Below are 18,405 nucleotides of genomic sequence, written 5' to 3' on the forward strand. Positions count from 1 at the left end.
GGGGCCGCTTCCCTTCAGGAAAGAGCAGCGCGCCGGCTTTCCAGCCGCAGTTCGAGTTCGCTCATCACCAGGGCGGCAAGGTCGGTGAGGGTTCGGAGCTCGGGCGTGGTGATGGCGCGCGGTCGGAAGTCGATAACGCACAGGGTGCCGAGGTTGTAACCGTTCCGGGTCGTCAGGGGCACTCCGGCATAAAACTGCAGGCCGAATTCCTCGGCCACGAGTGGGTTTGCGAGCGCGCGCGGGTCGGTGCGGGCATCCTCTACCACCCAGGGTCCCTCGGACATGATGGCCGAGGCACAGAGGCCCGGATCGCGGGGGATCTCCTCGAGGTCGAGGCCGTGATGCGATTTGAACCAGATACGGTCGGTGTCGACGATACTGACGATCGCGATCGGTACATCGTACAACCGGGCGGCGAGCGCGGCAATCCGGTCGAAGGCGCCGTCGGCGGGAGTGTCGAGAATGTCGAGGCGCGCGACCTCGTGCAGCCGTGCGGATTCGTCGCTGACGAGGTTGTGATCCACGGCACTACGATGGCGGCCGGTTTCCGCGATAACAGCTTGGTGCAGAGCGAGCACCACCTCCGCGGTCGGCGGGCGCTGCTCCGGCTTGCGGGCCAGCATGGTCGACAGAAGGTGCCGCCACTCCGGGGCGAGTGCCTGCGGGATGGCAGGGTCGCGCTGGAGTCTGGCTAGGGCCGACGGGATCGGCTCCCCGGGGAACGCCGTCTCACCGGTGAAGCATTCCAGGAGCACGAGCCCCAACGCATAGATGTCGCTCGCCGGTCCGAGGTTCTCTCCCCGGGCCTGCTCCGGACTGAGATAGGCGGCCGTGCCCGTCGTCATCCCCTGGGTGGTCACCCGCGCGCTGTCCGGGAACAGGGCGATGCCGAAATCGGTCAGCCGCGCGCGCGCTCGGGAATCCGAGCTGTATTCCGCGAGGAGGATGTTCGCCGGTTTGATATCACGGTGGATGACGCCGCGCCCGTGGATGTAGTCGAGCCCCTCCGCCAGGTCGTAACCGATCTGGGCGATGTGCCGCGTCGACATCGGATCCCGGTCGAGTCGCTGACGCAGGTTGACGCCGTCCACGAGCTCCATCACAAGGAAGATCTGCGGGTGGTCCGCCTCGGTCCGGTCCACACCGACGTCGAACAGGGTGACAATGCTGTGGTGGTTCAGGCTTGCCAGCACGTTGATCTCGGCTTGCTGGCGCTGAATATTGGGCACGTCGGTGGCGCGAAGTTCGAAGATCTTGATCGCCACGTCCCGACCCAGACGCTCGTCGGTGGCCCGGTAGACCGAGGCCATTCCGCCGCGGCCGATCAGGTCCTTAACCCGGTAGCGTGCGTCCAGGAACTTCGGAAATTGCGTGGTCATCAGACCCCCCCTTTGGAAATGAGTCTAGGTCAGCTTCGCGGGGGATGTTACACATCTTTGGCCCGCGCCCGTGTCCCTGGGCGACAACGCCCAGGCAGTGTGAAACTGGGGCTATGACGGTGATGCGGGGTCGAGGGCGGTCAATGGCAGTTGGACTGGGGTGCGCGGCGGCGTTGGTGCTGGCCGGATGCGCGGGGCCGGGTTCACCCCCGACGAGCGGTGTCTCGTCGCCCGGTTCGACCCCGACGGCAACTTCGACCCCGACCTCCCCAGCCACGCTGTCCTCGACGCCCGCTCCCGCCGATTCGGCCTCCGCCGGCACCTGCGGCCCGAACCAACTGTCGCTGTCGCTGCAGTCGCGGCCTCAGGACAGCGGCATGGGCAACTTCTACTGGGACCTGCGTCTCACGAACACCGGCCCGGCGGCGTGCACGGTCGAGGGCTACCCGGTGACGACTCTGGTCGGCACGGCCCCGAATGTGCCGGTCGGATCCGTTTCCGACACCGAGCCGGGACGCTGGTACCCGGTGGCGGTCCTCGCGTTGGCGCCCGGGACATCCGCGTACAGCCTGCTGCACCTCGGCCAAGCCGGCGCGTACGATTGTCACCTCGTGCCGGTCGGCGCCCTCGACGTGACGCTGCCCGGCTGGGACACCGCGAGCCGGGTGGCCACGCCGAACCCGATCGAGGGCTGTGACGACGACAGCACCGTGCTCGTGCGCACCGGCCCGCTGGCCCCGGCCCCGGTCAGCTTCTAGAGCCGGGCCGGCTTCGGCCGCACGGTGGCCAACTCAGGAGATCCGGGCGAGGCCGCGGCATCCGTTGCCTGATCCCGGGGGCAGGGGCTTCAGCCGGCACCGGTTTTCCTGAGTTAGCCGCAGCGTTGCGTGCATAACCCCGGCGGATGCGCGCAGCTCGGCCCGGCGGATGCGCGCCGCTCGGCCCGGCGCTCCCGGCCGCCCTCGACCAGGAAGTACAGCACGGGCAGCACCACCAGGGTCAGCACGGTCGAGGAGACCAGCCCGCCGATGACAACGAGGGCCAGCGGCTGCGAGATGAAACCGCCCGTTCCGGTGAGGCCGACCGCCATCGGCAGCAGCGCGAATATCGTGGCGAGCGCGGTCATCAGGATCGGGCGCAGACGACGGGACGCACCGTTGACCAGCGCCTCCCGCACCGACTGCCCGCGACGCCGGTACTGGTTGACCAGGTCGATCAGCACGATGGCGTTGGTCACGACGATGCCGATCAGCATCAGCACGCCGATCAGCGAGGGCACACCCAGCGGGATGCCGGTGATCACCTGCAGGGCGATCGCGCCGGTCGCCGCGAACGGCACCGACACCAGCAGCAGCAGTGGCTGCAGCAGCGACCGGAAGGTCGCCACCATCACGATGTAGACGATCAGGATGGCGATCAGCAGCGCGAGCCCGAGCTGCGCGAACGCCTCGGTCTGGTCGGCGGTGACCCCGCCGAGCGTCGCCGTCGCGCCCTCCGGCAAAGCGGTGTCGGCCAGGGCTGCCGTCATCTGCGCGTTGGCCGCACCCAGGTCGTCGATGCTGGGGGTGGCGGACACGGTCGCCGTGCGCAGCCCCTTCGTCGTGGTGAGGGTGGACGGACCCTCGACCTGCTCGACCGTGGCCAGGGTGTCCAGGGCAACCGGTCCGGCCAGGGTCGGGATACTCAGGGCCGCGAGCTCGGCCGTCGTCGTCGGCGGCGCCTCGGACTGCAGGTAGACCGACAGGGTCGTCTCGTCGATCACGATGGATCCGATCACGCTCGGCTGCATGGCCTGCGACACCAGTGCGCCCAGGGCGAGCTCGCTCAGGCCCACGGCACCCGCGGCATCCCGGTCGACGGTCACCGCGATGTAGGGGCGTGAGGCCGCCAGATTGCTTGAGCTCTCCTTGATCGCGTCGAGGTCCTCCACGGAGGCGAGCACCGCGTCGGTGGCCCTCTGCAGGTCGGCGTTCGTGGCCGCGGTCACATCCACAGCGATATCGGATGTCCCGCCGAACCCTCCGCCGGACGAGATCGAGAATTCTCCGCTTCCGTTCAGGGCCGTGAGCTGGTCTCGCACGACATCCTGAACCTCGTCGGGGTTGGCCTCCCCGTCGGTGGTGATCGAGTAGGTCACGGTGTTTGACGACACGCCGCCGCCGAATGCGGCCAGGGCGTTGCCGCCACCGATGGAGACCTGCACGATTTCGACGCCGTCGGTGCCGCGAAGGGACTTCTCGGCGGCCGTGGAGGCGTCGTCCTGAGCTGCGAGGCTGGTGCCCACCGGCAGTGTCTGGGTGACTTGGAAGGTGGTCTGCCCGGTCGAGCCGAGGAAGTTGATCTTCATATAGGGAACCAGGGCCACCGTGCCGCCCAGAACGAGCACCGCGACCAGGAGTGTCGCGACGGCGTGGTTCAGGGTCCAGCGGATGACCGGGAGGTAGCCGGTCTGAAGGCGGCTCGGGCGCTCCTCGGGTGGGGCGTCCGCGCTGCCGTTGTGGCGGGTGCGGCGCGAGGTGGCGGGCTCGACGCTCACGGTGGGCGAGCCTGTCGAGATCGGCGAGGCGGTCGAGACCTCCGCAGTAAGGGCCAGGGGGGTTTCGACGAGCTCAACCACCGGGGCGGGCGCGACCGCCCTGGCCGGCCGCAGGAACCAGAATGCGAGCACGGGCACGATGGTCAGAGAAACCAGCAGCGACGCGAGCAGGGCGATCGAGACGGTTAGCGCGAACGGCCGGAACAGTTCCCCGGTCGAGCCGCCGACGAACGCGATCGGCAGGAACACGGTGACGGTAGTGATGGTGGATGCCGTGATCGCCCCGGCCACCTCGCGCACCGCGCGCACGATGGTCGCGGCGCGGTCGGCGCCCTCGACCAGGTTGCGGGTGATGTTCTCGATCACCACGATGGAGTCGTCTACGACGCGCCCGATCGCGATGGTGAGGGCGCCGAGGGTGAGGATGTTCAGCGAATAGCCCACGCCCTGCAGGCCGATGAAGGTGATCAGCACCGAGGTCGGGATCGAGATCGCCGTGACCAGGGTCGCCCGCACCGAGAGCAGGAACACGAGGATCACGAGAACGGCGAAGATCAGTCCGAGCAAGCCCTCTTCGGTGAGCGCGTCGATCGATTCCTGGATGAACGGCGCCTGGTCGAAGACGACCGTGAAGGTCGCGCCGGGGACCGCCGCCTCCAGCTGGGGCAGGATCGCGCGCACGGCCTCGGACACGTCGACCGTGTTCGCTGCGGGCACCTTGGTGACCGCGATGGTCAGTGCCGGCCGGCCGTCGACACGGGAGATGCTCGCGACCGGGTTCTCGCCGAGGGAGACGTTGGCGACGTCGCCGATGGTGGTCAGACCCGCGCCGGGCACCGGGGCGAGGATCGGAAGCGCCGCGATGTCCTCGGCCTCGCCGAGCTTCGATCCTGTCTGCACCGAGAGGGTGGTGTCGTCTTCGGTCAGCGAACCGGCCGGGATCAGCGACCCGTTCTGCTCCAGCGCACTGCGGATGCCCTGGCTGGTCAGGCCGCGTTCGGCCAGCTTCGCGGCATCCGGCGTGATGGTCACGCGGCGGCCGACGTCGCCGACCAGGGCTGCCTCGCGCACGCCCTGCACATCACGGATGTCGCCCAGTACGCTGCGCTTGAGGTCGTCGGCGAGGGTGTCGCGGTCGCCGCCGGACACGGCGAGGGAGAGCACCGGGAAGTCGTCGATGCTGCCAGAGAGCACCTGCGGGTCGAGGTTCTCCGGCATGGTCGACTTGATACGGTTGATGGCCTGACTGATGCGCGATTCGGCCTTGACCAGGTCGGTGCCGTAGGTGAACGTGGCGCTGACCAGCGACGCGTCGGTGCTGCTGGTCGTCGAGGTGGATTCGAGCCCGGGGATGCCCTGGATCGCCGTCTCGATCGGCGTCGACACGTCGTCGTTGACGACCTCGGGCGAGGCGCCCGGGTAACTCGTCGAGACCACCAGTTGCGGCAGCTGCAGGGAAGGGATCAGCTCCTGCTTGAGGCTGGTCAGGGCGAGGCTGCCGAAAACGGCGACGACGATGGTGATCAGCGCGATCAGCGCCCGGTTCTTCATGCTCAAGACAGCGAGAAAATGCACCCGTTCAGTATCTCATTGCAGGGTGTGCAGACTTCCCTGCCCGGGGCATCCGTCGGGCCGAGGCAGACGGAGGGGCGTACCCTCGGCCGCAAGACGCACCATCAACCCGAACGACAAGGAGCAATTATGACTGTGGCACGCGTAACAACACTCAGCATCCGGTCCGACAGATCCTTCGAGGATGCCGTCGCCGTCGGCATCGCCCGGGCGAGCAAGACCCTGCGCGGGGTCTCCGGCGCCTGGGTCAAGGAACAGAAGGTGGAGGTGACAGACGGTGAGATCACCTCGTACGACGTCGTGATCGAAGTCACCTTCGTTCTCGACGACTAGGCACGGGCTGCAGACGAGGGACCGGCCCGACAGGTCGCCGGCGGCGTGGAAGGCGGCATCCGCGCCGCCGGGCCGGGTCGGCCTGGCAACTTGATAACGGGCCGATAGTGCAATTGGATGGACTTCCATGACCCGTCGCCTCGCCCAGCTCCTCATCGGCCTCTTCCTCTACGGCTTGGGGATCGCGCTGATTGTGCGCGGCGAGATCGGCGTGGCCCCGTGGGACGTACTCACCCAGGGCATCTCCGGCCTCACCGGCCTCGGTTTTGGGTTGGTCACCATCCTGATCAGCGGCGTCGTGCTGCTGCTCTGGATCCCGCTGCGCCAGAAGCCGGGCGTGGGAACCGTGCTGAACGCCCTGCTCGTCGGGCCGGCGGCGGATGTCGGCCTCTGGCTGATCCCGACGGGGCAGGATTTGTGGGTGCGCATCCTGCTGTTCGCGGCCGGGCTTCTGGTGCTGGCGATCGCCACCGGCCTCTATATCGGCGCGCATTTCGGCCCCGGCCCGCGCGACGGGCTGATGACGGGCCTGCACCAGCGCACCGGCTGGCGCATCTGGATCGTGCGCACGGGCATCGAGGTGACCGTGCTCAGCATCGGCTGGGCGCTCGGCGGCAACGTGGGCATCGGCACGGTTCTCTTCGCCGTGCTCGTCGGCCCGCTCTGCCACTGGACGATCCCGTTCTTCGCGATCACCCTGCCCCAGAACGACGACGCCCGGCTCGAGGAGACCCTCGAGGGTTCCGTGCCACCCTCCGAGCCCTCCCTCGACAGCCCCGCGAACTGACTCCGGCGCCGAATCGGGCTTCCACCCGCCAATACATTGTTGAACAATCTGCGGAAGTGGTGCATCCTTAACCAAACTTCCACGGACGGAGACCCGGATGTCCAGCATCGATTCAGACAGCATCGATCTAAACAGTGATGTCGGGGAATCCTTCGGCAACTGGTCCTTCGGCGACGACGCCGCGATCATCTCCTCCGTCTCCAGCGTGAACGTGGCCTGCGCCTTCCACGCCGGGGATCCGAGCACGATCCGCGCCACCTGCACGGCCGCCGCCGCAGCCGGCGTGACGGTCGGCGCGCACCCGGGCTACCGGGACCTGGCCGGCTTCGGCCGCCGGTTCATCGACATGGAGCCCGGTCACCTCACCGACGAGGTGATCTACCAGATCGGCGCGCTGCAGGCCCTGGCCGCGGTCGCCGGAACCCGGGTCAGCTACGTCAAACCGCACGGTGCCCTCTACAACACCATCGCGCACGACGAGGTGCAGGCGCAGGCCGTCGTCGACGCGATCCGCGCCGTCGACCCGAGCCTGCCCGTGATGGTGCTGCCCGATTCCGAGATCCAGCGCCTCGCCGACCGGGCCGGGCTCCGCACAGTCGTGGAGGCCTTCGCCGACCGTGCCTATAACCCGGACGGCTCCCTGGTGTCCCGATCGCGGCCCGGCGCCGTGCTGCTCGACCCTGCCGCCGTCACCGAGCAGGTGCTCCGCCTGGCCGGCGACCGCCAGGTGCGTTCCGTCGACGGCAGCCTCCTCACGGTGACGGCCGAAAGCATCTGCCTGCACGGCGACACCCCCGGCGCCGTCGCGCTGGCCGGTGCGGTGCGCTCCGCGCTGCAGGATGCCGGCATCCCCATTCGAAGCTTCGTCTAGCCCCGTGGCCGGTCCCGTTCGCATCATTCGAGCCGTCGGCGACCGCGCCGTGCTGGTCGAACTGGCCGGCCTGGCCGACGTGCTCGACCTGCAGGCACACCTGCAGCGGCATCCGTTGGCCGGGCAGCTCGACGTGCTCGCCGCCGCGGAAACCGTGCTGATCACCGGCGTCTCCGCCTCCGCCGCACGGGGATTCGCCGACGCCCTGCGGCAGCTGCAGGTTCTGCCGGCCGCCCCCGCAGACGCCGCGCTCGTGCAGATCGACACCGTCTACGACGGGGAAGACCTCGCCGACGTCGCCGCGCACACCGGCCTCAGCATCGAGGGCGTCATCGCCGCGCACACCGGCCAGGACTGGACCGCCGCGTTCGGCGGCTTCGTCCCCGGTTTCCTCTACCTCACCGGCGCGAGCGCCGTGCTGACCGTGCCCCGGCGCAGCTCGCCGCGCAGCTCGGTGCCCACCGGCTCCGTGGCCGTGGCCGGCGACTACTCCGCCGTCTACCCCCGCGCCTCCCCCGGCGGCTGGCAGCTGCTCGGCCGCACGGACGCCCGGCTCTGGGACCTGAAGCGTTCGCAGCCGGCCCTGATCCGCCCGGGTGACCGGGTGCGGTTCCGCGCGGTGCGCGAGCAGGTCGCCGCCGCGGGGGTCCTCGGGCCGGAGACCGCAGTCGCGGTGGGAACTCCGGCTGCGGCGGCCACTCCCGATGTCGCGGCAACCGCGGTCCCCACCCCCGCCAACGGCATCCGCGTGCTCTCCCCCGGCGCGCAGACGACCGTGCAGGACCTCGGCCGCCCCGGCTACGCCGACCAGGGCGTGACCGCGTCCGGTGCACTCGACCGTGGCGCCCTGCGGCGCGCCAACCGGGTCGTTGGAAATCCGGCCACGGCCGCCGTGCTCGAGAACGCCCTCGGCGGCCTGTCCCTGACCGCGCTGGCAGACCAGGTGCTCGCCGTCACCGGTGCCGTTCTCCCGCTCACGGTGACGGATGCCGTCGGCCGCCACCGCGAGCTGCCGATGGATTCCGCCGTCTCCCTCCTCGCCGGGCAGACCCTGTCGCTCGGAGCCCCCCGCTCGGGCGTGCGCAGCTACCTGGCCTTCCGCGGCGGCATCGACGTGGACCCGGTGCTCGGCAGCCGGTCCACCGACACCCTCAGCGGCATCGGTCCGGCCCCGCTGACCTCGGGAACCGTGCTCCGGATGCTGCCGCCCGCCCCCGGCAGCGCCGTGCACCACCCCGAGACCCCGCCGCCGGCCCCGGCCGAGGTCACCGTGCTGCGCTTCGTGCCGGGACCCCGCGCGGACTGGTTCGAGCCGGCATCCGTCGACCGGTTCGGCGACGCGGAGTGGACCGTCACCCATCAGTCGAACCGGATCGGCCTGCGGCTGGCCGGTGAGCCGCTCGCCCGGTCGCGGCCGGGCGAGCTGGCCAGCGAGGGTACGGCCCGCGGGGCCATCCAGGTGCCGCCGTCGGGCCTGCCGGTTTTGTTCCTCGCGGACCACCCGGTCACCGGCGGCTACCCGGTGATCGGCGTCGTGCTCGCCGAGGACCTCGACCTCGCGGCACAGTTGCCGACGGGAGCGCGCATCCGTTTCACGCCCGTGCCTGCCGAGCCCGTCCCCGCCTCCCCCTAATGCCCGCCCTCACGCGCTACGCGGGTGCTGCGCCGCTGCGCTGCCGGCACGCCACGCGCGGAGCGGCGCAGCCCCCCGCGCGTGCCGCAAACACCCCCCCGAACTCACACGCCGCGACCGAGAGCTGAACCATGCAGAAAGTCCTGATCGCCAACCGCGGTGAGATCGCCGTGCGCATCGCTCGCGCCTGCGACGATGCCGGCCTCGACTCCGTGGCCGTCTACGCGGACGTCGACGCCGACGGCCTGCACGTCTCGGCCGCCACGGAGGCCTGGGCACTCGGCGGCGACAGCCCGGCCGACAGCTACCTCAACGTGGCCAAGCTGCTCCGCATCGCCCGGGACTCCGGCGCCGACGCCGTGCACCCGGGCTACGGCTTCCTTTCGGAGAACGCCGACTTTGCTCAGGCCGTGATCGACGCGGGACTGCTCTGGATCGGTCCGACGCCCGCCGCGATCCGGGTGCTGGGCAACAAAGTCTTCGCCCGTGAGATCGCCATCCGGGTGGGAGCTCCCCTGGTCGCCGGGTCCGAGGGCACCGTGGAGACCGCCGCCGAGGTGCGCGCCTTCGCCCTGGAGCACGGCTTGCCGGTGGCCATCAAGGCGGCGTTCGGCGGCGGCGGCCGCGGCCTCAAGGTCGTCTGGGACATGGATGCGATCGAGGAGTCCTTCGATTCGGCCGTGCGCGAGTCGACGGCCGCCTTCGGCCGCGGCGAGTGCTTCGTCGAGAGGTTCCTGCACAAGCCCCGCCACGTGGAGGCGCAGATCCTCGCCGACACCCACGGCAACGTGATCGTCGTGGGCACCCGCGACTGCTCGCTGCAGCGCCGCAACCAGAAGCTCGTCGAAGAGGCGCCAGCGCCCTTCCTCACCCCTGCGCAGAACAGCCAGATCTATTCCTCGGCCAAGGCCATCTGCCGGGCCGCCGGCTACACCGGCGCGGGCACCGTGGAGTACCTGCTCGCGCAGGACGGCACCATCTCGTTCCTCGAGGTGAACACCCGGCTGCAGGTCGAGCATCCGATCACCGAGGAGACCAGCGGCATCGATCTGGTACTGGCGCAACTGCAGATCGCATCCGGCGGGACCGTTCCCATCTTCACCGACCCCGAACCGCGCGGGCACTCGTTCGAGTTCCGCATCAACGCCGAAGACGTGGGGCGCGGGTTCCTGCCGTGCCCCGGGACCGTGGCGACCTTTACCGTGCCGACCGGGCCGGGCATCCGGGTCGATTCCGGGGTCAGGGCTGGCGGCATCGTACCGGACCGGTTCGACTCCCTGCTCGCCAAGCTGATCGTCACCGGCGCCGACCGGCAGCAGGCCCTGCGCCGCGCCCGCCGAGCCCTGGCCGAGTTCGAGATCACCGGCCTGCCCACCGTTCTGCCGTTCCACCGTGCCGTGGTCACTTCGACGGCATTCACCGCGCCCGACCACCTCGGCGTGCACACCGGCTGGATCCAGGCCGACTTCGCCGAAGAACTGCCCAGCGACCCCCAGTTCAATCCCGTGCCGCCGGAGGCCGCCCGGCACACCATCAGCATCGAGGTCGACGGGCGACGGATGGCGCTCGGCCTACCTGCCGCCCTGCTCGACAGTCTCCTTCGCGGGCTGGGCGGCGCAGTCGGTTCGGCCGCTACGGGAAACGGAGCGGGGAGCGGTGCGGCCGCTGTCACCACTGCCTACGAGCTCCCCACCGGGGGCGACTCGGCCCCCGCCGCAGACCCGGACACCCTCCGGGCCAGCATGGGCGGCTCGGTCGTGAAGTGGATGGCCCCATCCGGAGCGTTCGTGGCCGCAGGCGACCCGGTGCTCGTACTCGAGGCCATGAAGATGGAGTCGATCGTGGTGGCGCACCGCAGCGGAACCCTGCGGGACCAGCTGGTGCAGCCCGGCGACACGGTGGCGGTGGACAGCGCGGTCGCCTCGATCGGGGACTGAGCACATCCGTCACCCGGTTCCAACGGCCCGCCGGAACACCCCGCCCGTCCTCGGGCCGCCGCTCCGACCGGGCGGTATCGTGGGCACCATGACCCTCGCCGAGACCCTCGCCGACCTGCGTCACCGCACCGCGTCGGCGCGTCACGCCGAGACCGGCCAGTGGGTGTCGGGGATGCTGCGCGAGCGGATCGCGGCCGGCCACCTGCCGCCCGGCACAAAGCTCCCCGAGGAGTCGCTCTGCGACGCGCTCGGCGTCTCACGCAACACCCTCCGCGAGGCCTTCGCGACGCTCAGCGCCGAACGGGTGGTCACCCGCATCCCGAACAGGGGCGTCTTCGTCGCCCGGCCCACGGCAGACGACATCCGGGAGATCTACCGGGTGCGGCGCTTCCTCGAGCCGGGTGCCCTGGCATTCACACCGGCCGAGGAGCTCACCCCGGCGAAGCTGGACGGACTGCGTCAGGCCGTGGCGAGCGCGCGGAAGGCCCGCGAGGCCGGTTCGGTCCCCGGCATGGCCGGTGCCAACCAGGAGTTCCACGCCGGCGTCGTGGCCCTGGCCGGCAGCGACCGCCTCGATTTGCTGATGGCGCAGGTGCTCGCCGAGATGCGCCTGGTCTTCCATTCGATGGGCGAGGAGGCCACCTTCCACGCGCCCTACGTCGACGACAACGCCCGCATCGTCGAGCTGCTGGCGGCCGGCCGGTCGACGGATGCCGCGGCACTGCTCACCGGCTACCTGCAGCGCGCCGAGGCCCAGCTTTTGTCGATCGTGGCCGAGCCCGTCCGCTAGCCGGCGGTATCCGGCATGGCTGCCCGGCCCCGCTCCCCTCAGCTGCCTGCATGCGTCTGTGCTGTACCTCCGCGCTGTACCCCCGCGCTGCGCCCCCGCGCTGCGCTGGTTTGTGGCTAACTCAGGAGATCCCGCCGGGCTGCGCACCGAAGCCGCGGACCAGTGCGGTGGCCAGCACCAGCCGGTGACCACGCAAACAAAACTCCTGAGTTAGCCACAGAGGCGGACGATGAAGCAGGCAGCGGGGGTAGATGTCGGCGACGGAGAAAGGCGGCGCCGGGGCGCCGGACAGCGGCGGGAAACGGGGGCGCCGGGACGGCGGCGCGCGGCGGGCCATGCAGGGTGGGGGTCAGGGACATCCGTCAGCCCCAAAGCGTCGCGAGTCCGCCGAGGGACTGATAGCCGAGGAACAGCGTCAGCAGCCAGGCCAGCACGCCGATGCCCAGCAGCCACTTCGGGTAGACGTAGCCGCCGAGCAGGTCGCGGCGGCGCCAGGCCACCCAGAGGATGACAGCGAAACCGAACGGGAGGATCAGCCCGTTGACCGCGCCGGCCATGATCAGAAGCGTGGCCGGGGCCTGGCCGAGCAGCGTGTAGACCAGCGTTGACACGGCGATGAAGACGACGGTGGCGATGCTGCGGGTGCGGGGCGAGGTTTGTGAAGTGGTCACAAACGAGATCGAGGTGTACGCCGCTCCGATCACCGAGGTGATGGCCGCGGCCCAGAGCACGATGCCGAAAAGTTTGAACCCGATCTCGCCGGCCGCGGCCTGGAAGGCCTCCGCCGGCTGATTGTCGCTGGTCAGGGCCACGCCCCCGGCGACCACGCCGAGGATGGCAAGGAACAGGAGCACCCGGATCACGCCGGTAATGATGATGCCCAGCACCGAACTGCGGGTGATCTCGGTGATGTGGGCCCGTCCGGTCACGCCGGCGTCAATCATCCGGTGCGCGCCGGCGTAGGTGATGTAGCCGCCGATCGTGCCGCCGATCAGGGTGGTAATGATGAGGACGTCGATGTCGTCGGGCAGCACCGCGTTCTCGACCGCGAGGCCGAGGGGCGGATTCGACACGATCGCCACGTAGGCGATCAGCAGGATCATCACGGCCCCGAGCACGACGACGATCTTGTCCAGTGCGAGCCCGGCCCGTTTGCTGAGGAAGATCGCGATCGCGACGGCCGCCGAGAGGATGCCGCCGAGCTTGGCGTCCAGGCCGAAGAGCACGTTGACACCCAGGCCGGAACCCGCGATGTTGCCGATGTTGAACACAAGCCCGCCGAGGCAGATCAGCGCGGCCAGGAACCAGCCGGCGCCGGGCAGCACGGTGTTGGCCAGTTCCTGCGCTCGCTTACCGCTGACGCCGATCACCCGCCAGACGTTGAGCTGCACCGCGATGTCGACCAGGATCGAGACCAGGATGGCGAAGGCGAAGGCCGCGCCGAGCTGCACCGTGAAGCTTGTGGTCTGCACGATGAAGCCGGGTCCGACGGCGCTGGTCGCCATCAGGAACATGGCGCCGAGGAGCGCACTGCGCTGCGCCCGGCGCGGGCCGCGCAGCTTCGTCTTCACGCCGGCGGTTTTCGCTCGAATCTTGGCGCGGACGACGTTGAAAACCATGGGGCGCTCACTTCTCGGAAGGTCAGCACCGGCGGTCACTGATGTCGAGCCAGCCTACATATTGTTCAACAATGAAGACAACCATGAGGCCTACATGGACTCCCCCCAGCCGGCGGGGTGCGGCGGGGCAGGGACGGCGATGGGGCCGAGGCAGGGTTCGGACGGGATCGCCGGGCGCGCGGACTACCCGCAGAAATCGGCGATCGTGCGGGTCAGAATCTCGGTGAGAGCGTCGACGGATGCCGCGTCCGCCCACTCCGCGTCGGCGTGCGCTCCGCCACCGTCCACGCCCACGACCAGGCAGGGGATGCCGGCCTCGTGCAGCAGCCCGGCGTCGGTCCAGAACGGCTCGCCGCGGACAGCCGGCCGGCGTCCGAGCACCTCCGTCGCCCGTTCGGTCACCAGACGCACGATCGGCCACTCCGGATCGGCCTCGAACGCCGCACGCGCCACGAGCCGGGTCAGCCGGAAGCGGAACCCGACGACGACGACGGCGAGCCGCTCCAGCAGCGCCCGGAGCTCGGCCTCGACCCGGTCGGGGCTCTGGCCGGGCAGCATGCGCCGCTCGATCGTGAGCGTGCAGGCGGCGGCGACGGTGGCGGCATCCGAACCCCCGGCGATGGTCGACACGCGCACGGTACCGTGGCCGAGCAGCGGATGCGCCGGCGCCGCCTCGATGTCGGCCCGGAGCTCATCGAGGGCGCGCAGCACCAGCCCGGCGTGCACGATGGCGTCGATGCCGCGCTCCGGCTGGGATCCGTGGGCGGCCAGCCCGGTGAGTTCCACCTCGAACCAGGCGAAACCACGATGGGCGAGCGTGAGGCACAGCTCGCTCGGCTCGGCGACGATCGCCGCGTCAGCTCGGAAGCTGCGCAGTACCTCCATGGTGCCGAGGCTGCCAAACTCCTCGTCCGCCACGAGGGTGACGATGACGTCTCCGGCGAGAACGGATTCCCCGGCCGGCCCGGCCGCATAGGCCCCGGTTCCCCTGACTCCCGTCGCGCGCGCCGCCGCGACCAGGATCGCCGCGACGCCGCCCTTCATATCGAAGGCTCCCCGGCCGATGACGCGCCCGTCCCGGAGCTCGCCCGCGAACGGATCCCCGGCGAAACCGCCGACGCCGACGGTGTCGAGGTGCCCGTTGAGCATCAGGGAGCGTCCTCCCCCGGTGCCGCGCCGGATGCCGACGATCGTAGGCCGCCCAGGATGCTCCTCGAGGCGGTGCACCTCGAACCCGCGTGCGGTGAGCCAGTCTGCACACCAGGCTGCGATCATCCGTTCGCCTACCGCCTGCGGCACCAGGTCGGAGTTGACGGAATCAATGCCGATGAGCCTCTGCAGCACGTCCACCGGTTTGCTTTCTGAATTCACACCCTCAACCTAGCGGCGCCGCAGACCGCGAAAGCGAATGCAACGTCGGTTTCAGGGCGGCACAGCGACGATTCACCCGCTCTCGCGGCCGGGCAGCCGGCGAGGCAGCCGGCGAGGCAGCCGGCGACAGCTCCCGCACGCACTCCTCGAGCGAATACGACGGGAGATTTTGTCCGAAACGCCCCTTCAACATCTGGGAGACCTTCATTGCTCCCAAAACCCCGTCGAATTGGTTCATCGCCGGGCCTCGATGCCCGGTCGCGAGGCGAGACGAACCGGCCGTTCCCCGCACGGGTTGGGTACCATATCTCATGGGCGATGGCGCGGCAGGGTCAGCGAAACGGGCAGCGGGCACGAGTGGGAGCACGGGCAGCCCAGTCACAGGCGGCACGCGCGGCGGCACGAGCGCCGGCGCCGGACCGGCAACGTCGAGCGCACGGATTCGCCCGCGCGCCTCCTGGGGACTTGTCCCCGCCACGCTGCTCTCCGCCTCCGCCGTGCTGTTGTTCGGGGCGCGCGAGCCGCTGCCCGGCTACGCGCTACTCGCCGCGGCCATCGGGCTCGCCTTCGCCATCGACCGTGCCCTGTTCAAGGATCTGCTCCTGATCGCGATCGGACTGCTGATCATCAGCACCATCTCGGTCGAGGCCGACATCAGCTACCCGAATATGGCGCTGATGGGGACCGTGCTGACCGTCGCCGTGCTCGTGCCCTACCTGCTCTCCCGCTACGCGTTCGGCGACCACGCGATCCGGTTCCCGATCCGCACCGGCCAGCGCTGGACCTCTCTGGAACGCTGGTATCTGCCGCTTGTGTTGCTGCTCGGCTACCTGATTCTGCCGACCTATTTCATCCGTTCCGGCGCCTACCAGAACTGGCCGGCCGTGACCGCCCCCGACGAGATCGCCCGCCTGTTCGTGGGCGTCGGCTTCGTCGGCATCTGGGACGAACTTTTCTTCATCTGCACAGCGTTCGCCCTGCTCAGGCGTCATTTCCCCGACTGGCAGGCCAATCTCCTGCAGGCCGTGATCTTCACCTCGTTCCTGTGGGAACTGGGCTATCAGAGCTGGGGGCCGCTGATGACGTTCCCCTTCGCGCTGTTGCAGGGCTACACCTTCGCGCTCACCAAATCACTGACCTACGTGGTGATCGTGCACCTGCTCTTCGACGCGGTCGTCTTCCTCGTGATCGTGCACGCCCACACCCGCGACTGGCTGCCGATCTTCCTGTACTGAGGCTCAGGCGGCGAGCCGGTCGACGGATGCCCCGGCCGCCGGACCTCGCCCCCTTGCAAGTTCGGCGCGGGCCGCCAATGCTGAGGGCATGTGGGCAGAAGGCGTCTGGGTGACACCGCTTCTGGTGGCGGCCGGCTGGGTCCTGGTGGGACTTGCGTCGGCGTTCGTGATGATCCGCCGCGGCCACGATGCCCCGATCTGGGTGGTTCTCGGTCTGGCTGCCGGCCCCTTCGCCATCGCGCTGGCCGGGCTGGCCGTCTACCTCGAGCGGGAGGAATTGGCCGAGGCGGCCGTGATTCCCGGGGAATCCCTCGAGGGAGACGTGCGGGTGCTCGTCTGCATCGACGGTTCCGAGGCCGCGGACCACGCCGCCGTCACGGTCGTGCTCCTCCTCGGGGCGAGGCTGCAGACCGTGACGCTGCTGACGGTCCTCGACTACGACGTCGCGCTCGACGTTTCCCCCGACAGGCTTGACCGCATCGCCGCCGGCATCCAGTCCGCCGCCGTCGGCCAGCTGGCCGACCTTGCGGTGCACCCGTTCAGCACCCGGGCCACCGGGGGCGCCGCCGATCAGATCCTGCGTCGGGCGGGCTCCGGCGCCTACGACCTCTTCGCCCTCGGCTCCCACCGGCAGCGCCGCTCGCGTTTCCTTGGCAGCGTGGCCCGGGAGATCGCCAACAAAGCCCCGATCCCGCTGCTGACTGTGCGAGCCGCCCCGGTCGAATCGATCGAATCGGCCGAGCGCGCCGCCCGCCTCGGCCCGACCATCGAGCCGGAGAGTTGACCGCCCTACCGGAAAGCCGGTCCGGAAGGCTGAACGGAAGGCTGAACCGAGAGCTGAAACCCGGCTGAGAGTTCGCGCCGGCGCTTGTCAGCTCGCCACTCGCGATATATCGTGAGTCTCAACAAACGCGATATATCGTGAACAGGTGGTGAGCATCCGCTGCGCGGACGCCGCCCCGAAAAGGAGAATTCCATGGCTTTGGAAAAATGGCTGGTCAGCCCCGGGCAGACCACGGTGATCGACATCGAGGTCGTTCGGGCGCTCAAGGTGGGCATGATCGGCGGCAAGATCGACGTGATCGGCCACGACGAGCCGGGCACTCGCATCGAGGTGCACAGCGTGACCGGCAAGGACCTCAAGATCTCGGTCGACGGAGACACTCTCGAGATCGACCATCCGCAGTTGCGCTGGGACAACTTCATCGAGGTCTTCGCATCGTTCCGCGGCACCGCGAAGGCAGACGTCAGTATCCTGGTCCCCCGCGACGTGGCCCTGAAGCTCGGCGTGATCTCGGCCGAGGCCCTGATCTCGGGCCTCACGAACGGCGCCCGGCTGAGCACGGTGTCGGGCGACATCGTGGTTGACGGCGTCACCGGGAACCTGGAGCTCAACGCCGTGAACGGCGAGCTGTCGGTGCGCGGCCTCGAGGGCAGCATCGTCGCCCACACGGTCTCCGGCGATTGCACGGCGAGCGGGGCCATCCGTCGCTTCAGTCTCGACGGGGTTAACAGCGAGGTGTTCCTCGACATCGAGGGCACGCCCGATTCCATCAACACGAACACGATCAGCGGCAGCCTCACCGTGCGCCTCGGCGCCGATGTGGCGACGCGCTACCGGCTGAACACCGTCTCGGGCACGCTGCAGCTGGACGACCAGACGATTCGCGGCACCTTTGGAAAGGGCTTCGAGTCCAGCACCGGCACACTCCAGGGCAGCTGGCTCGAGCTGCAGGCCAACTCGGTGTCGGGCGACATCACGGTGGTGCGTCGCAGCACCGAGGCTGCGCCCGCGGGCCCGGCCGGCGAACGAGCAAACACCGAACCGGGCGACGCCCGCGCCAACGGGGAGGTCTGAGAATGACCCCCGTCTTCGCCCACGGCAGCCTTCGCCTCTACCTGCTCAGCCTGCTCGCCGATCAGCCGAGGCACGGCTACGAACTGATCCAGGCGCTCAGCGACCGCTTCGGCGGAACGTACATCCCGAGCGCGGGCACGATCTACCCGCGCCTGGCCAAGCTTGAAGAGGAAGGACTCGTGACCAAATCGACGGATGGCCGCAAGACCGTCTACGAGATCACCGACGCCGGCCGCGCCGAACTCCAGGCCCGTCAGGGTGACCTGCACGACCTCGAGACCGAGGTCGCCGACTCCGTACGGCGACTGGCCGATGACGTGCGGTCGGGAGTCAGCGCGGCGATGCGCAGTCTGCGCCTCGACCTGGCCTCCGCCAAGCGCCAGGCGGGGGATGCCCGCAGCGCACGCAAGGCGGGCACCACCGCGGGCACCGCCGCCGGTCATGCCGCGCGCACCGCGGCCGGGGCCGCCGCCGGCGCGGCAGC

15 protein-coding genes are annotated in these 18,405 nt (G+C 69.7%); 11 read left to right on the forward strand and 4 right to left on the reverse strand.

Annotated features, from left to right (window positions below; genetic code table 11):
• Positions 1-14: 14 nt before the first annotated feature.
• Entirely contained in the window at positions 15-1,379 is a 1,365-nt protein-coding gene (locus tag E3O22_RS05010; RefSeq protein ID WP_134394035.1) for a protein kinase, read from the reverse strand.
• 143 nt (positions 1,380-1,522) lie between these two features.
• Here E3O22_RS05010 and E3O22_RS05015 point away from each other — a divergent pair, with 143 nt between their 5' ends.
• Positions 1,523-2,137: a DUF4232 domain-containing protein gene (locus tag E3O22_RS05015; RefSeq protein WP_166784562.1), complete on the forward strand. Its 615-nt coding sequence runs from the start codon at positions 1,523-1,525 to the stop codon at positions 2,135-2,137.
• A 113-nt stretch (positions 2,138-2,250) separates the two neighbouring features.
• On the opposite strand, the gene E3O22_RS05020 is transcribed toward E3O22_RS05015, so the two are convergent.
• The gene (locus tag E3O22_RS05020) at positions 2,251-5,490 is read right to left on the reverse strand and encodes an efflux RND transporter permease subunit (protein WP_134394037.1); all 3,240 of its coding nucleotides are present in this window, start codon (positions 5,488-5,490) and stop codon (positions 2,251-2,253) included.
• Positions 5,491-5,616: 126 nt separating this feature from the next.
• On the opposite strand from E3O22_RS05020, the gene E3O22_RS05025 reads away from it, so the two are divergent.
• From E3O22_RS05025 to E3O22_RS05050, 6 genes are all read left to right on the forward strand, one after another.
• Entirely contained in the window at positions 5,617-5,820 is a 204-nt protein-coding gene (locus E3O22_RS05025; RefSeq protein WP_134394038.1) for a dodecin family protein, read from the forward strand.
• A 127-nt stretch (positions 5,821-5,947) separates the two neighbouring features.
• Positions 5,948-6,607 (forward strand): YitT family protein, encoded by a 660-nt coding sequence (locus E3O22_RS05030; RefSeq protein WP_198410569.1) that lies wholly within the window; start codon positions 5,948-5,950, stop codon positions 6,605-6,607.
• Between the two features lie 97 nt (positions 6,608-6,704).
• A complete protein-coding gene (locus tag E3O22_RS05035; protein ID WP_134394039.1) occupies positions 6,705-7,478 on the forward strand; it encodes a LamB/YcsF family protein in 774 nt (257 codons plus the stop codon).
• Between the two features lie 4 nt (positions 7,479-7,482).
• Positions 7,483-9,111, forward strand: coding sequence for a 5-oxoprolinase/urea amidolyase family protein (locus E3O22_RS05040; RefSeq protein WP_370448402.1), 1,629 nt, complete (start codon positions 7,483-7,485; stop codon positions 9,109-9,111).
• A gap of 131 nt (positions 9,112-9,242) precedes the next feature.
• Positions 9,243-11,048: a biotin carboxylase N-terminal domain-containing protein gene (locus tag E3O22_RS05045; RefSeq protein ID WP_134394041.1), complete on the forward strand. Its 1,806-nt coding sequence runs from the start codon at positions 9,243-9,245 to the stop codon at positions 11,046-11,048.
• Between the two features lie 88 nt (positions 11,049-11,136).
• The gene (locus tag E3O22_RS05050) at positions 11,137-11,838 is read left to right on the forward strand and encodes a GntR family transcriptional regulator (RefSeq protein WP_134394042.1); all 702 of its coding nucleotides are present in this window, start codon (positions 11,137-11,139) and stop codon (positions 11,836-11,838) included.
• Positions 11,839-12,200: 362 nt separating this feature from the next.
• Here the strand turns inward: E3O22_RS05050 and E3O22_RS05055 are convergent, their stop codons facing one another.
• Together E3O22_RS05055 and E3O22_RS05060 are read right to left on the reverse strand one after the other, a co-directional pair.
• Positions 12,201-13,457: an NRAMP family divalent metal transporter gene (locus E3O22_RS05055; protein WP_241973310.1), complete on the reverse strand. Its 1,257-nt coding sequence runs from the start codon at positions 13,455-13,457 to the stop codon at positions 12,201-12,203.
• A gap of 183 nt (positions 13,458-13,640) precedes the next feature.
• Complete coding sequence (locus tag E3O22_RS05060) at positions 13,641-14,828, reverse strand: M20/M25/M40 family metallo-hydrolase (RefSeq protein ID WP_241976521.1); 1,188 nt, start codon at positions 14,826-14,828, stop codon at positions 13,641-13,643.
• 311 nt (positions 14,829-15,139) lie between these two features.
• Here E3O22_RS05060 and E3O22_RS05065 point away from each other — a divergent pair, with 311 nt between their 5' ends.
• The 4 genes from E3O22_RS05065 to E3O22_RS05080 form a co-directional block, all read left to right on the forward strand.
• Positions 15,140-16,063, forward strand: coding sequence for a CPBP family intramembrane glutamic endopeptidase (locus E3O22_RS05065; RefSeq protein WP_134394043.1), 924 nt, complete (start codon positions 15,140-15,142; stop codon positions 16,061-16,063).
• Between the two features lie 109 nt (positions 16,064-16,172).
• Positions 16,173-16,847 carry a universal stress protein gene (locus E3O22_RS05070; protein ID WP_166784563.1) on the forward strand — a complete coding sequence of 225 codons (675 nt, stop codon included), beginning with the start codon at positions 16,173-16,175 and terminating at the stop codon, positions 16,845-16,847.
• A 192-nt stretch (positions 16,848-17,039) separates the two neighbouring features.
• A complete protein-coding gene (locus E3O22_RS05075) occupies positions 17,040-17,921 on the forward strand; it encodes a DUF4097 family beta strand repeat-containing protein (RefSeq protein WP_166784564.1) in 882 nt (293 codons plus the stop codon).
• Positions 17,922-17,923: 2 nt separating this feature from the next.
• Positions 17,924-18,405: PadR family transcriptional regulator (locus E3O22_RS05080; RefSeq protein ID WP_134397077.1), on the forward strand; the 482-nt coding region annotated here is incomplete at its 3' end.

Origin of the sequence: Cryobacterium sp. TMT2-18-2 (assembly GCF_004402245.1) — a bacterium.
Taxonomy (GTDB): domain Bacteria; phylum Actinomycetota; class Actinomycetes; order Actinomycetales; family Microbacteriaceae; genus Cryobacterium; species Cryobacterium sandaracinum.

Excerpts from the sequence above, each read along its gene's own strand:
- E3O22_RS05010 (WP_134394035.1), bottom strand. The coding sequence starts at position 1,379 with ATGACCACGCAATTTCCGAAGTTCCTGGACGCACGCTACCGGGTTAAG.
- E3O22_RS05015 (WP_166784562.1), top strand. The coding sequence starts at position 1,523 with ATGGCAGTTGGACTGGGGTGCGCGGCGGCGTTGGTGCTGGCCGGATGC.
- E3O22_RS05025 (WP_134394038.1), top strand. The coding sequence starts at position 5,617 with ATGACTGTGGCACGCGTAACAACACTCAGCATCCGGTCCGACAGATCC.
- E3O22_RS05030 (WP_198410569.1), top strand. The coding sequence starts at position 5,948 with ATGACCCGTCGCCTCGCCCAGCTCCTCATCGGCCTCTTCCTCTACGGC.
- E3O22_RS05035 (WP_134394039.1), top strand. The coding sequence starts at position 6,705 with ATGTCCAGCATCGATTCAGACAGCATCGATCTAAACAGTGATGTCGGG.
- E3O22_RS05045 (WP_134394041.1), top strand. The coding sequence starts at position 9,243 with ATGCAGAAAGTCCTGATCGCCAACCGCGGTGAGATCGCCGTGCGCATC.
- E3O22_RS05050 (WP_134394042.1), top strand. The coding sequence starts at position 11,137 with ATGACCCTCGCCGAGACCCTCGCCGACCTGCGTCACCGCACCGCGTCG.
- E3O22_RS05055 (WP_241973310.1), bottom strand. The coding sequence starts at position 13,457 with ATGGTTTTCAACGTCGTCCGCGCCAAGATTCGAGCGAAAACCGCCGGC.
- E3O22_RS05065 (WP_134394043.1), top strand. The coding sequence starts at position 15,140 with ATGGGCGATGGCGCGGCAGGGTCAGCGAAACGGGCAGCGGGCACGAGT.
- E3O22_RS05075 (WP_166784564.1), top strand. The coding sequence starts at position 17,040 with ATGGCTTTGGAAAAATGGCTGGTCAGCCCCGGGCAGACCACGGTGATC.